Source organism: Streptomyces dioscori (assembly GCF_003024195.1).
GTDB lineage: Bacteria > Actinomycetota > Actinomycetes > Streptomycetales > Streptomycetaceae > Streptomyces > Streptomyces dioscori.
In genome coordinates this window covers 54458-68630 of the sequence record NZ_KZ679053.1, presented here as the reverse complement: position 1 = coordinate 68630, position 14173 = coordinate 54458, and the positions used below count along the sequence as shown (strand labels likewise).

The 14173-nt window shown below is 67.9% G+C and carries 11 protein-coding genes and 1 pseudogene; 1 reads left to right on the top strand and 11 read right to left on the bottom strand.

The features are described from left to right. Positions 1–96 precede the first annotated feature (96 nt). The 8 genes from C6Y14_RS33605 to C6Y14_RS33570 form a co-directional block, all read right to left on the bottom strand. The gene (locus tag C6Y14_RS33605; protein ID WP_159074360.1) at positions 97–1221 is read right to left on the bottom strand and encodes an NAD(P)/FAD-dependent oxidoreductase; all 1125 of its coding nucleotides are present in this window, start codon (positions 1219–1221) and stop codon (positions 97–99) included. Between the two features lie 80 nt (positions 1222–1301). After that, positions 1302–2000, bottom strand: a complete 699-nt coding sequence (locus C6Y14_RS33600) for an ABC transporter ATP-binding protein (RefSeq protein ID WP_107020659.1) — start codon at positions 1998–2000, stop codon at positions 1302–1304. After that, complete coding sequence (locus tag C6Y14_RS33595) at positions 1997–4867, bottom strand: branched-chain amino acid ABC transporter permease/ATP-binding protein (RefSeq protein WP_107020658.1); 2871 nt, start codon at positions 4865–4867, stop codon at positions 1997–1999. Before C6Y14_RS33595 ends, C6Y14_RS33600 begins: the two co-directional genes overlap by 4 nt. A gap of 6 nt (positions 4868–4873) precedes the next feature. After that, positions 4874–5971: an ABC transporter substrate-binding protein gene (locus C6Y14_RS33590; RefSeq protein WP_159074359.1), complete on the bottom strand. Its 1098-nt coding sequence runs from the start codon at positions 5969–5971 to the stop codon at positions 4874–4876. A 752-nt stretch (positions 5972–6723) separates the two neighbouring features. Further along, on the bottom strand, positions 6724–7545 hold the full coding sequence (locus C6Y14_RS33585) for an alpha/beta fold hydrolase (protein ID WP_107020656.1): 822 nt from the start codon (positions 7543–7545) through the stop codon (positions 6724–6726). Between the two features lie 7 nt (positions 7546–7552). Beyond that, positions 7553–8647 (bottom strand): alpha/beta fold hydrolase, encoded by a 1095-nt coding sequence (locus C6Y14_RS33580; RefSeq protein ID WP_225891404.1) that lies wholly within the window; start codon positions 8645–8647, stop codon positions 7553–7555. A 141-nt stretch (positions 8648–8788) separates the two neighbouring features. Then, entirely contained in the window at positions 8789–9667 is an 879-nt protein-coding gene (locus C6Y14_RS33575; RefSeq protein WP_107020655.1) for a helix-turn-helix domain-containing protein, read from the bottom strand. A 473-nt stretch (positions 9668–10140) separates the two neighbouring features. Beyond that, positions 10141–10821, bottom strand: coding sequence for an SDR family NAD(P)-dependent oxidoreductase (locus tag C6Y14_RS33570; RefSeq protein ID WP_107020654.1), 681 nt, complete (start codon positions 10819–10821; stop codon positions 10141–10143). 546 nt (positions 10822–11367) lie between these two features. On the opposite strand from C6Y14_RS33570, the gene C6Y14_RS33565 reads away from it, so the two are divergent. Then, entirely contained in the window at positions 11368–11991 is a 624-nt protein-coding gene (locus tag C6Y14_RS33565; RefSeq protein ID WP_107020653.1) for a TetR/AcrR family transcriptional regulator, read from the top strand. Between the two features lie 180 nt (positions 11992–12171). Here the strand turns inward: C6Y14_RS33565 and C6Y14_RS33560 are convergent. The 3 genes and pseudogenes from C6Y14_RS33560 to C6Y14_RS33550 form a co-directional block, all read right to left on the bottom strand. After that, positions 12172–12432 (bottom strand): annotated as a pseudogene (locus tag C6Y14_RS33560) (SDR family oxidoreductase); the annotation flags it as partial. Positions 12433–12447: 15 nt separating this feature from the next. Further along, the gene (locus C6Y14_RS33555; RefSeq protein WP_107020652.1) at positions 12448–13317 is read right to left on the bottom strand and encodes a VOC family protein; all 870 of its coding nucleotides are present in this window, start codon (positions 13315–13317) and stop codon (positions 12448–12450) included. Between the two features lie 4 nt (positions 13318–13321). Continuing rightward, a complete protein-coding gene (locus tag C6Y14_RS33550) occupies positions 13322–14128 on the bottom strand; it encodes an alpha/beta fold hydrolase (RefSeq protein WP_225891422.1) in 807 nt (268 codons plus the stop codon). Positions 14129–14173: the final 45 nt, after the last annotated feature.

Genomic DNA, 14173 nt, shown 5'->3' with positions numbered 1-14173 from the left:
CTCACGATGTCCGCCGCACCAGGGGCACCGGGTCCGCAGTGCCCGAGCGGCATCAGCTCACGTCGACCGGCGTGGAGGCGGGCCGCCCTCTGTGATTCACGTGGTCGCGCGGGACAGACGGTCGGGGGCCAGACCGGACACGGGCACCCCGTAGGCGGCTGTCTCCTCGGACAGCGCTTCCTCAGCAACGATGTCAGCCGCCAGCCGGGCCAGTGCCGGTGCCATCTGGATACCGTAACCGCCCTGCCCGGCAAGGAAGAAGAAGCCCTCGTGCGCGGACCACGCGCCGACCACCGGCTCGTGATCGGCGACGAAGTTGCGCAACCCCGCCCAAGCACGCTGCACACTGCGCAGCCCGAGCGTGGTCGTCTCCTCGATCGCTTCCAGTGCTCGGGCGATCTCCAGTTCGTCCGGGCGCGGCCGGCCAGGAGACACCTCCGTGGCGTCCGCGGGCGAGCCCAGCATCAGCCCCGCCTCCGGCTTGACGTACCACCGTTCACACGCGTCCACGGCCAGCGGCAGTTCGGAGACGTCACCGTCGTAACGAGTCGGGCTGACGAACGCCGTACGCCGCCGGGGCTGGATACCGATCCTCGGGATGCCGGCGCGGTCGGCCACCTGATCGACCCACGCGCCCGCGGCGTTGACCACTTTCGCGCACCGGATGACATGCTGGCCTGCCGCGACGTGCCAGCCCTGGCCGTCCCGCTTGATGTCACGCACCGCCGAGTTGAACAACACGGTGGCGCCACGCTGACGCATCGTCCTGAAGTAACTCTGGTGCAGGCTCGCTACATCCAGATCCGCAGCCGAGCGGTCGACGGCGGCGGAGCGGACCTGCTCGGCCCGCAGCGGTGGATAGAGCGCCTGCGCCTGGGCAGGGGTGAGGGTCTTCATGTGCGGTGACGTCCGCACCAGTTCGGTGACGGCGTCCTCGCTCGGCTCGTCGGTCGCCAGCCAGAGCAGAGAGCGCAGTTGCAGCAGCGGTACGCCGCTCTCGGCGGAGATCGCGTCGTACAGCGGGCGGCTCGCCTCCGTCAGCGCGCGCACCCAAGCGCTTCCATAGGAAGGCAGGAACGCGGCAGCGGACCGGCCCGTGCTGTGTTCCTCGCCCGAGGCAGCCGCTTCCACCACCACGACCGACAAACGCTTCGACAACTCCGCCGCTACCGACGCACCCGCCATTCCGGCACCGACAACAACAACATCACTGCTCAGCACAAGATCTCCTTGGACAACGGTCCCGATGCGCGGATCGGGTCGGTGACGGCGAACCACAGAATCTGGCCCGGGCAACGCTCCTAACGCGGCAAGCTCATGTCGAAATAGCTGTCGTGCAGGGCTTCCAGCTGCTCCGCGAGCTGTTCGGAAGTGCCGTGCGCGACCAGCTCACCATGTCTGAGGACACAGGCACGATCGGCGAGCTGCAGCGCGTCCTGTACATGCTGCTCGACGAACAGGACTCCGACACCCCGGTCGGCCGCCTCACGGACCAGCGTGAGGAGCTGCTTCACGGCGACCGGGGCCAGGCCCATGGTCATCTCGTCGATGAGCAGGAACCGTGGCTCGACGGAGAGGGCGCAGGCGATTGCGAGCAGCTGCTGTTCACCGCCGGAGAGCAGCCCGACGCGCCGGTCCGCCATGGCTTCGAGCACCGGGTAGCGGGGCAGGATCTCCCGTGCCGCCCGACGGCTGTGGGTGCGCAGTCGCAGGTTCTCCCGGACCGTGAGCTGGGTGAACAGCCCTCTGCCCTCACGCACGTAGCTCACTCCGAGCGCTGCGGCGCGCTGGACGCCCCGCACCTGCTCGCCGCCGACCCGCACCGAGCCGGACAGCGGCTGCAGCACGCCACCGACGGTCTCCAGGACGGTGGTCTTCCCGGCTCCGTTGGGGCCGAGCAGAGCGACGATCTCCCCGGCGTGCACATGGAGGTCCAGTTCGCGTACGACGGGCACGCCATCACGGCCGGCGGTCAGTTCTTCCAGCAGCAACAAGCTCACGGCTGCACCTCCTGCGAGACGGGATCGACGGTACGTGGGTCGCCGACATAGGCAGTCATCACGGCGGGGTCGCGACGAATGGCTTCGGGTGTGCCCTGTGCGATGACCCGGCCGAAATCGAGGACGGTGACCTCGTCGCACATCTGCAGGACGAGGGACAGATCGTGCTCGATCAACACGACGGCGACGCCGGTGTCCGCGACCGTGCGCAGATGCCGGCCCAGCTCGCGGCTCTCGGCGCTGTCCAGACCGGCGGCGGGCTCGTCGCACAGGAGCACCGCGGGCCGTGCGGCCAGTGCCCTGGCGACTCCGACGAGCTTCTGCTGCCCGGTGCTGAGCTGTGCGGGGTGGCTGTCGGCGAGGTGCTCGATGCCGAGGAGCCGAAGAGCGGACATCGCGTCGTCCTTCATGACCCTTGCCCGGCCCACCAGGTCGTTGACGAGATCTCCGGGGCTTCCCGGCTGAGCTGCCACGAGCAGGTTGTCCCGGACGGTCAGATCGAGGAACAGCTCCGTCGCCTGCCAGGTGCGGGCCAGCCCGGTGCCGAAGCGGCGGTGGGGAGAGAACCGGCTGACGTCGGTTCCGCGGATCCGGACGGCGCCCTCGCTCACGCAGAAGCCCGCGATCGCGTCCAGTGTGCTGGTCTTGCCGGCGCCGTTGGGGCCGATGAGGCCGTGCAGTTCGCCCGCTCGGACGACCATCGACACATCCTGTACGGCGCGCACCCCGCCGTACCTCACACTGACGCGCTCGACTTCCAGGGCCGGACCGGAGATGCCCTCCGCCGCGGACAGCGGCACGGGCGGCGCGTCCGGGGCAGCAACGGCGGCTTGAGGCGTGTCCGCGCCAGGAACGTCAGCCGCAGGCGTGTCCGCGCCAGGAACGTCTGCCGCAGGCATGTCCGCGGGCGGCGGTACCTCTGCGACGTCGCGCGCCGGTCCGGTGCGGCGGGAGAGCAGGTTCCGCACCGCCTTGCCGTAGAAGCCGGCGGCACCCTCCGGGGCCACGATCGCTGTGCTGATCATGGTCAGGCCACCAAGGATGTCGTACGCGGACCCCAGCGGCACCAGGCCGTCCAGCACGACGTACCACAAGCCGAAGGGCCCGATCAGACCCGCGAGCAGAGCCCCGCCCACGCTGGTGATGCCACCGATGAAAGCGAAGATGAGGAAACTGATGCCGGCCAAATAGTTGAAGCTCTCGATCGAGACGCTGCCGCGCGAGTACGCGAGCAGTGCGCCACCGAGGCCGGCGATGAAGCTCGACAGAGCGAAGGCGATAAGTTTTGTCCGGGCGACGTCGACGCCGACCGCGGCGGCGGCCCGCTCATTGGAACGCACGGCGAGGAAGCGACGTCCCGTGGTGCCGTTCAGAACACGGGAGACGAGCAGGCAGCACAGCACGAGCACGGCGAGCACGGTGTAGGTGAAGGGGAGCCGGGCCAGTTCGCTGTACCGCTGAGCGGCCAGGTCCAGGCCGAACAGCTCCGGGTCCGCCAGACCGGAACCGCTCACGGAGATCTGCCGGAGGAACAACGCTTCCACGGCCACCGCACCGGCGAGCGTCACGACGGCGAGCTGGGCGCCACGGATACGCAGTGCCGGTGCCCCCATCACCACCCCCGCGAGGGTGGCAGCGAGCGCCGACAAGAGCACGCTGACCGGGAAGGGCAGCCCGTCCGTGGCCCGGGCCAGCGTGAACGCGGAGACGCCGGCTATCGCAGCCTGTCCCAGGGAAACCTGACCCACGAGGCCGACCAGGACGACATAGCTGAGGGCGATGACCGCGAAGACCATGCTGGCGATCAGGCCGTTGCGCTGCGCCTGCCCGAGCAGCGGTGCCAGCAACGCCACAACCGCCGTGCCGAGCAGCACCCACTTCAGCCGCAAGGGCCGCCGCACGACCGCCGGCAGTCGCGAGAGCACCAGTTCACCGCGGCGCGGAAGCTTCTTGCCGAGCAGGACGAGCGCGACGACGATCACGACGAACGGGACCGCGTCGGTCGTACCGCTGGGAAGGCTGTGGGGCCACCACGACTGCAGTTGCATGTACGAGAGCTCGCTCTGCAGCACCCCCAGGGCGAGCCCCGCCACCGCGGCGACCGCGACGGAGGAGAGCCGCGCGACCAGCAGAGCCGCAAGGCCGGGGACGACCAGCGTGCCGATGCTCGCGGGGTTCAGACCGGTGATCGGGCTCGCGAGCAGAAGGAAAAGTGACGTCACCCCGGTACCCAGCGCCCAGTTGAGGCCCGCGAGACGGTTCGGGGACCAGCGTGCGAGCAGGAGGGCCACCTCGTCCTCCACGCCTGCCCGCGTCGCGAGTCCGGCCATCGACCAGCGGTAGTAGGCCATGAGCACGCCGGCGACCACTACCGTGATGCCCAGCAGCCACAGGCGGTCCTGCGGCAGTTCCACGCCGGCGAACCGGAGACTTCCCGACGGCAGCACCGCGTCCACCACCCGGGAGCCGGCGCCGAACCTTCTGACGAGCAGGCTCTGCAGCAGAGTCAGGATCCCGACCGAAGCCATGATCTTCGACAGCGTCGGAGCATTGCGCAACGGCCTGAAGACGAGGACGTGGACCAGGCCGCCGAGCACTGCGCTGGACAGCAGCCCCACGGCGAGCGCCACGGGAAGGGGTGTGCTCGTCCCCAGGTGGACGCGCCCTGGGATCACCAGCACGGGCAGCACCAGATCTCCGGTCCTGCGGAGTTCATCGAAGACGAAAGCACCCCACAGGCCCAGGCTCGCCTGCGCGAAGTTCACCACGCCGGAACCCTTGTAGACCGTGACGAGGCCCATCCCGAGGCCGGCGAACACCGCACCGGCGCCCATCCCGAGCAGGGCGAAGAGCAGATACTGGTCCATCGCCGGTCAGTCCCTGGTGACGTTGATGAAATCGCCGGTGATCACCTTCTGCTGACCGCCCGGCAGGACCATGAGAGAGGCGATCGAACTACCGCAGCTGTCCTTCGGCAACGGACGCGCAGAGCAGTCCACGGGGGCGCCGAGGAACACATCACCCTTGTAGGTCGTCAGTGCGCTCTTCACCGTGGCCGGGCTGATCCTGCCACTGATGCCCTTGAGGACATCGGTCAAGGTCATGACGTCGGCGAACCCGTAGATCGCGAACGAGTCGATCCTGTCCTTGGCGCCGGCCGCGGTCATCTGCTCGACGTAGAGGTCGATCTGCCGCTGCTTGGCCTCGGGTGCGGTGTCCCGGGAGTTGGCGGGCAGGAGGTACTGCTGCGTATGGACGCCCTCCGCCTGCGAACCGAGGGTTTTGATGAACTGCGTGCAACTGCCCGCGAATATGGGCTTGTTCCACCCGAGCTGCCGGGCGGTCTTGATGCCGTTCGTGCAGTCGCCCTCCGCCCCGGCGAAATAGATCGCGTCGGCGCCCTTCCCCTTCGCGGCGGTGACGGCGGCGGCGAAGTCAGGTGCGGCGGGGTTGTAGAGCGTGTAGCTGAGGTCCAGACCGGCGGCCTTCGCGCTCGGCACCACGGTCGTGTCCAGGGTCTTCTTGTACATCGGACCGGCGTCCACACCGATCAGGATCGGCTTCCGGGCTCCGGCTCCCTTCATGACCTTCCAGAAGCCGTTCCAGGTCAGTGACGCCGGAGGGGACGTGAAGATCACGGACGGGTCAGTGGCCAGCGTCGCCCCGGACGTGGACACCCCGAAGATCGGGATGCCTGCCTCCTTGAGCGGCTTCAGGAGGGCGTCGGCGCCGAGCTCGACACCGAGCATGGCGACGGCGACCTTCTGGTCGATGAGATCGTTGGCGCACTTGCCCGCGCTCTCCGGAGCGCCGGTGGTCGAGCAGGTGACCAGTTTGATCGGTCTGCCGTTCACACCGCCGTGGGTGTTGACGTACTTGCCTGCAGTGTCTGCCGCGACTGCGACTTCCGGGAATGACAGGCCGCCCTCGCCCGTGTTGATGAACCCGACGAGAATGGGGGTTCCGGTCACAGCCTTGCCCCCGTCCGCGCCGCTCGCGGCTGAGGGCGACTCCTTGTCGCCGCACCCGGCCAGGACAAGGAGACCCGCAATCGCAACGGCTGCGATCCGAGATCCGCGGGTGATGGTGGTGGTTCGCATGAACGCTCCGGAGTCAGGCCCGGCTCGTACCGCCGGGGAATTCTGTGGATTCCTCTGGACACGACGTGGAACGGAGGTCTTGAGAGACCGGTGGTACTGCGTCGTTGGTCGGGCCACGTGTGGGGGCGTCCTATGGCGCGAAGCTGAAGGTGTTGGTGCGCCAACGTATGGGACGGGACGATGGAGGTCTCTCGACAGATGTCACGATCCGTACCCTTGTGCCTCGACATCTCGACGATGCGGAGGACGGCCGCCGAGTGATGCGTACCCGACGCTCAGCGTCGCGTCATGGCCCTTCGCACGATGGCAGGCATGGGCCCCATACGGCCCTTTACCTGCACGGGGTCCTGCTCCGTGATCAACACCCGGGCGATGGCGCCTCGTTGGTGCGTTCCTTCGGTGAGCCGGCAAGGGTGATGCCCGGCGAAGTCCGCGAGCTCGATGGTGTCCAACAGCTCCTGGGTCCGAGTGCGGCGCTCAGCGACCTGAGGGCGACAGACGACGAACCGCCGCCGGAAGCTGAGCGCCTCCAGCAGCGGTTCGTGTCGCCGTTGCCCTTGCGGGCGGGCCGTTCATTTTGGCCGCGGCCGGACAGCGTTGCCGGGCCGTGGCACGAGGATGTGTCAGCTCGTACCGCGGTCGGCCTGTTCGACCAGGTCCTTGACCGCCCCGGGATGGCTGACCATGGCGGCGTGAGAGGAGTTGATCTCGACGGTGTGCGCTCCGATGCGCTCGGCCTCCCAGCGCTGGAGGTTCGTGCTGTTCGCATGGTCCTGCTTGGCGATCAGGAACCACGAGGGAATGGTCTTCCACGCGGCCGCTGTGGCGGGTTGGTTGAGCGCCGCTATGTCGATCGGCTCCTGCGTGTCCGCCATGTCGGCCGCCAGGGTCGGATTGACGTCCGCGGCGAACGTCTCGCGGAACTTGGCCGGGTCGATGTAGGCGTCGCTGCCTCGGGTTCCGTCCGGCCTGGTGAACGCCACCTGCTGCAACGGCAGGGGCGGCGCGGGGTTGTCGACCTGGTGGGCCTTCAGGTCGGCCAGGGACTCGCCGACGTCCGGCACCGAGGCCGCCACGTAGACGAGGGCCTTGACGTCCGGGTCGCCCGCGGCCGCCTGGGTGATGACTGCCCCGCCGTACGAGTGGCCGGCCAGGATGATCGGTCCCTTGATGCTGTTGAGGAAGTCCCGAACGTAGGCGGCGTCGCTGGGGAGACCGCGAAGCGGGTTGCTCGCGGCACGGACCGGATAGCCATCCTTGCGCAGGCGGTCCATCGCGCCGTACCACCCGGAGGAGTCCGCGAACGCTCCGTGCACGAAGACGACTGTCGGCTTGGGCTTGTCGTCGTGATGCACAGTGGCGCCGGCAACCGGGATGGAGACGGCCGCCACGGCGGTGAGGGCGGCAGCGACGAACGCTGATCGCCGAAGGACGGAGAGAGTCACAGGAACCTCATTCATAGGAATACAGAACGATCTTTCTCTCTTGCAGCATGTCACGAGCACGACGGGCCACGCAAGGCAGAACGTTCTTTCTACTATGAATCAACCTGTGACATAGCCGACTTGAGGGCCAGGCTCTCTCCCGCAAGGTCGGCAAGGTCGGCAAGGGAGAGGAGCGGTCATAGCGCGTACCGACCGCGGTCCGCCAGTGCCCGGCAGAAGTCCTCGTACATGGCTCCTGCCAGCGGACGGACCACGGAGCGCGCCCAGATCTCTGGCGCCTGACCTGTGCCTCTCCTGGTGAACCCGCCATGCCCCCCGGGACACGGCTAGATCCAGGCAGGCGGCCCACGAAGTCGAGCAGCAAGGCGCAGAAGGCTGCGGGCTGTTCGAACGGAGCGAGGTGCCCGGCGTCCGAAAGGACGACGACCTCACCCGCACCGAGTTCATCGCTCAGGCCCGCCCCGCCCTCGAAGAAGTCGGGCATGTCGAGTTCACCGACGCCGACCAGTGCCGGAACGCCCATATCACGCAAGACACCCGTGCCCTTGCGCAGCGGGTCCGCCACCGGTTTCGGTTCGCCGTACGCGACGCGCGCGACCAATTGGTTACGCATCATGACCGCTGCCTGCTCGCGCACGTCGTCCGTCGCCTTGGGCGACGTCCAGGCCTCGACACCGGCCTGCACGGCGGCTTCGATGTCCCCGTGCTCCAACGCGGCGCGTTCCCTGTCCCACGCGGACTGCAGGCGTGACGACGGCGGCAGGTCGTGCGGACGGTAGCCGATGGACACCGATCCCCGCACACGACGGGGCTCTGTTACGGCGATCTGGAGCGCCACCAACGCGCCGAGTGAGTTCCCGGCGAGGATGAAACGGTCGACCGCGAGGTGGTCGAGTGTCTCCAGTACATCGGTCCAGGGAGCCACCGCGTGGCGCTGGGGCGCGGCGGCGTCCCCATGGCCTGGAAGATCCAGGGCGATGGCCCGGACGCCGGCTTCGGCGAGCACGGGAAGGTGTGCCCGCCACATCGTGCGGTCGGCAGGCCGGGCATGCAGCAGCACGACCGTCTCGCCTCGGCCTGCTTCATCAAACGGCAGAATCACGGACGACGAGCTTTCTTCGAGGGGTGGAACGTGATGACTCCGGCAGTGTGGACCTGCGCGGCAACCGTGCATCGGGTCGGCTCACCTTGCCGCGGCAGTCGGTGTGGTCGTAGGTGCCCACGCTGCCGGCAAGCGACGTGGTCATGATCGGGTGTCGCCTCTCTCCAGAGCTGTCACCTGGTCGGAGTCGCCGGAATCAGCAGTTGCGTGCTCGGCCAGGCGCCGCAGGAGGACCAAGCCGTCGTGGCTGGCGCTGCCGGGTTCGGCGCTGTAGACGGACAGGTGCTGCCCGGGAGCGCTGGCCACCGCGAACGTCTCGAAGTGCAGTCGCAGTTCCCCCACCCGCGGGTGCACGAAGTGCTTCTCCTCGCGAGTCCGCGGACGCACCTCGTAGCGAGCCCACAGGTTCGCGAACGCCGGGCTGTGCAGGGTCAGCTCACCGACGACCCGCTCGATGTGTTCATCCGCGGGGAACTGCGAGGACGACGCCCGCAGGTTGCTCACCGCGAGCCGGGAAGCGGCGTCCCAGTCACCGTAGAAGGACCTGGCATACGGGTCCAGGAAGATCATGCGCAGCAGGTTGTCGTACCGCGCGAATCCGCGGTAGAGCTCCCGTGCCATCGCGTTGGCGCCCAGGATGTCCTGTGCCGCGCCGACCATGAAGGCCGGCACGTCCGGCATGCCGTCCATCAGCCGCGACAGTTCCGGGGCAACGGTCAGCGACGTGGCCGACCTCGCTCCGAACACCGGCAGGCCCAGCCGGAACAGATGCGCGGCGGCGGCGTCATCCAGCCGCAGCGCGCCGGCGATCGCCCGCAGCACCTGATCGGACGGATGTCGTTCCCTGCCCTGCTCCAACCGGATGTAGTAGTCCGTGCTCACCCCCGCGAGCAGTGCCACCTCGTCGCGCCGGAGTCCTGGAACGCGCCGCTGACCGTAGTCGGGCAGACCTACGTCCTGCGGCCGTACCAGAGCGCGTCGGGCACGCAGATAGTCTCCGAGCTTGTTCTCACTGTCCACGCTGACGACAGTAATGCGCGTCGGCACCTGGGGCGTGGGTGTGCTGCACCCACTCTTGTCGAGCCGGTGCTTCCGCATCGAGCACGTCCGACGGTGGCAGCTCATGGTCGGGAGGACGCGCCCGTGAGGAACGGGCGGCCCGCCGGCCGCGGCACCGCTCGGAACGACGTTCCTGTAGTCGCAGGCCGGCGAGGCGGCCGTGTCAACGCGCGCTATCGCCGGGGAAACGGGCCGTTGCGGCTCAAGCCATCGCCTGCGGCACGTGGTTGGGGTCCACGACCATCATGACTTACCGACGTGCATGGCAGGACGTGGCGGCGTCGCATGGCCCGTGTCCACGTGCTCGCCTGCCTCCCAGACTTCCGGCGCCACGGCTCGGCCGCGCCTTGTTGCGGCAGGCCGAGGCTGGACCCACCGCAGCAGGCATCACCGTCCTGCCACTGCGCCTCGAAGCGGGCCTCGTGGCCTTGTTCTCACCACGGCACCACTCCGTTGGGCCCCAGGAACTGTCCCGTCGGGCCTTCCGGGCCGAGTAGGGCCGCCCTGGCGATCGTCGCCGCCGCGACGGCGGGTGGCTGGCCGAAGCCGCCCATCATCTCGGTGCCGGTCAGGCCGGGGTCCACGCAGTTGACGCGCATGGTCGGATTGGCTTTCGCGCACTGCACCGTGAACATGTTCAGCGCCGCCTTGGAGGCCCGGTACAGATCCTGAGGGTAGGCGGTGAACTCGTCGTTGACATCTGCGGACTTGGACAGCGAGCCGATGCTGCTGGTCACGTTGATCACTGTGGCCGAGTCCGACCGGGACAGGGCGGGCAGGAAGGCGTTCGTCACCCGGACGGGACCGAAAACATTGGTGTCGAAGACCACCTGGAGACAGTGTCTCGTTGCCTCGGCCAGCGCGGGGTTCGGTTCAAGTATTCCGGCGTTGTTGATCAGGACATCGAGTTCGCCCACGGTGTGCGTGGCGGCCTCGATCGAAGAGTCGTCAGTGACGTCGAGGTGGACGAAGTGGGCGCCGGTCTCTTGGGCGGCCTTCTTGCCACGTTCCGGGTCGCGGGCCCCCAACCAGACTGCGTGTCCTGCGTCGGCCAGCGTACGTACTGTCTCGTAACCAATGCCCCGAGTGGCGCCAGTGACCAGAATGATTGCCATGCCAAGTCACGCTAACAGCACGCCTGTTGCATGAAAGCGGCCGGGGCGTCGCCGACCGCGGTCAGCACCGGCCTTTCCCGAGCCGGGCATGTCGACCTGTGCGTGTCATCTCAGCAGGAGGGCACTTCCTGCGTGTGCACCGCCGCCTAGGGCCTGTCTGACAATTCCCGTCTGCCGGGCGACGACGGGAATTGTCAGACAGGCCCTAGCGCCCCAACCTCGTCGTCTCGGCCGACGACGGCGGCGCAGCGGCCCGCCAGCAGATCCCGATCTCCGGCTCTGCTGCTGTCGTAAAGGCGTACTCCAATGTGACTCGCGGCAACGCTCCGGTTGCCCTCTCTGTCACGGTAGCGTGACGCTGGTCCCCCGGGGGGGGTGACTTCATCGCCCCCGACCGAGTGGGACGCCTCACGCAAATACGCTGGGCCGGGCAGAACAGACGCCTGAGCCAGCCCTGCCACACCATTGTCCGTTACCTACATGGGGCCCGGCGTACTATAGTGGAAATCGAACGTTCTATCTCGTCAAGATCTGGTTAGGGAGCATATGAGCCGCAGTACTGAAGGTGGCAGCGGCGTGGTGTCTGAGGCACGTACCCGGCTGCTCAACACAGCAACCCGGATCTTCTACACCGAGGGGATCCATTCCGTCGGCATCGACCGGATCGTCGCGGAGGCGCAGGTGACCCGGGCCACGTTGTACCGGCACTTCGCGAGCAAGGAAGACCTCATCCTGGCCTATCTCGCGCAGGCCGACCAGGCCATCCGGGGACAGGTCGCCGCCGCACAGGCCAGCAGCCCGTCCCCGAACGACCAGGTCCGGGCGGTGGCCAAATCCATCACCGACGGTATCCAGTCCACTGGGTTCCGCGGATGTGCCTTCCTCAACGCGGCGGCCGAGTACTCCGACCCCGCCCATCCGATCCACCAGACCGTCCTGGCTCACCGGCAATGGTTCCTGACCACCGTCACCGACCTGCTGGCGCAGACCAGCGAGACGACGGCCGACGCCGCGGGGCGTCACTTCATCATGCTCCGCGACGGCGCCATGTCAGCCGGCTGCCTCTTCGACCCGAAGCTGATCTCCGACACCTTCCTCCACGGCGTCGAAGGCATCCTCAAAGCCCGCACCATCCCGGAGCTCACCTCCCGCACCACCGCCACGCCATGACCCCGACCAGCCAAAGCCCGAACCGACGGTTCGGGCTTTGCAACTTCTGGCAGCGCCCCTCCCCCGACAACTGAGCCATCGGTACCGTCACAGGGCGACGCGCGTACCGTCGCGGGCGGCAGTCCGCTCATCCACACCGGTGCCTCCTGCGTCACGGCACCAACAGCGACACCATCGTTGTCAGGACGTGCTCCACCGTCCGTCGAGGATCAGCTCCGTCCCGGTGACGGACATCGCCTCCGGTGAACAGAGGAAGGCCACCGCGCCGGCAACCTCATCGGGCTCTCTCAACCGCTTGAGTGCCGATCGCGCCGGCAGCACGTCCGAGACCGCCTGATCGGTGCTCAGTCCGTGCACCGTCACCTGGTCCGCCAGTTGCTTCTCCACCAGTGGGGTTCGCACCTATCCGGGACACACCCAGTTGCTGATCACCCCCAGGGCCCCGGTGCGTGCCCGTCATGACGTCGGCGACGCGAAGGGATTGGCACTGGTGTGGTGGTGCCCCCACACATCCGGGACACCGAAGTCGTGCGGCACCCAATCGTCCCCGACTTCGATTCCGCCACAGCCGATCTCCAGGTGGAACCCGCTGGGGTTCTGCACATAGAACGAGATCGCCTTGTCGTTCATGTGCTGGCCGAGACTGATGGAGACCGGCGCACCGTTGGCCTTGGCGCGGTCGTAGGCCCGTCCCACGTCGTCGAGCGAGTCGTACTCGAACTCAAGGTGGTGGATCGACGGCGCCTCCGCTCGCGCGAGCGCGATGCTGTGGTGGGCCGTATTGCAACGGAAGAAGTACAGACCGGGGGCACGGTAGTCGGTCAGCTTGAACTCCAGCACGGACTCGTAGAGTTCGCGGAGTTCGTCGAGCTTGGGACTGGCCAGTACGAAGTGGCCGAGGCCGGTGGCACCCGGGCTCGTGCCGTCCGGGCGCGCGACACTGGTGCGCGCCTTGGTCTCGCCGACCGCCAGCTCGACCCGGTATCCGACCGGATCGGTGAACCAGCGCAGCATGGTCGCGCCGCGCAGCCGTGTCTCCTCCGGCGAGCCGTCCCTGACGGTGAAGCCCGCGTCGGTGAGCCTCCGGGTGAGCCTGTCGAGCTCGCTCGGAGTGTCGACGATCCAGCCCAGTTCGCGTGGACCGTCCTCCGTGGACGGGTGGAGAGCCACGCGGTACTTGAACACGTCCAGTTCGGCGAGGGCGACCTCGTCGGTGCCGAACTTCTCTGTGGTGACGCCGATGCCCAGTGTGTGTCCGAGCAGACTCGTCCAGGCGTCCACGTCGGTGACGTTGAGTCCGACGTAACCCAGTTTGCGGATACCCACGGCCTCATCCCTCCACTGCGGCGGACGCTCCGCCTCGCAGGAACTCGCTGACGATGTGGTTGAACTCGTCTGCACGCTCGTACTGCACCCAGTGCCGGCAGTGGGGCAGAACGCGCAGCTCCGCGTCAGGTATGCCCTCCAGGATCTTCGACGCCCAGGCAAGCGGCACGGTCTGGTCCTCCCGTCCCCAGACGAGCAGGGTGGGGGCGGCGACACGATGCAGGTCGGGAGTCAGATCGCCGAAGTTCGGGGGAATCGGCAGCTCGGGGTGCGCCCTCAGGCTCGACTCGTACCGCTCGTCGATGAGGGACTCGGTCGCCAGCGACTCGTCGAACACCATCAGCCGCACGAACTCGGCCATGGCCTGCCGTGAGGGCTTCTCGTCCGCCATGTAGGCGAAGAGGTGCTCAAGCCCCTTCGGCCACGGTGGGGCATCGGCGGGCAGGACTCCTCCCGGAGCCATGAGCACCAGCCGGTCCACACGCTCGGGATGACGCATCGCCATGCGCATCGCGACGGCGCCACCGTAGGAGTTGCCCACCAGGTGGGCACGCTCGATCCCGAGCGCCGTCATGGCGTCACATACTCGTTCCGCCGCATGGAAGATCAGCGGCTCGTCCGTCGTGGGCCTGGTGGAACGTCCCCAGCCGGGGAGGTCCACCACGATGTTGCGGTGGTCCCCGAAGGCTGCCAGGTTGCCGCCGAAGTTGCTCATGCCCGTGGCACCCGGCCCCGAGCCGTGCAGCCACACGATGGGGCTGCCGGTACCGACGTCGGTGTAGGCCAGTCGCGTGTCTCCGACGTCCATCATGCTCGTCACGCCGATCCCACCTCTCTGTAACGCTCGATATGTGAC

What these genes read in the sequence shown, in the direction of transcription:
- C6Y14_RS33595 (WP_107020658.1), bottom strand. Translation starts at nt 4,867, where the DNA reads ATGGACCAGTATCTGCTCTTCGCCCTGCTCGGGATGGGCGCCGGTGCG.
- C6Y14_RS33570 (WP_107020654.1), bottom strand. Translation starts at nt 10,821, where the DNA reads ATGGCAATCATTCTGGTCACTGGCGCCACTCGGGGCATTGGTTACGAG.
- C6Y14_RS33565 (WP_107020653.1), top strand. Translation starts at nt 11,368, where the DNA reads ATGAGCCGCAGTACTGAAGGTGGCAGCGGCGTGGTGTCTGAGGCACGT.
- C6Y14_RS33550 (WP_225891422.1), bottom strand. Translation starts at nt 14,128, where the DNA reads ATGATGGACGTCGGAGACACGCGACTGGCCTACACCGACGTCGGTACC.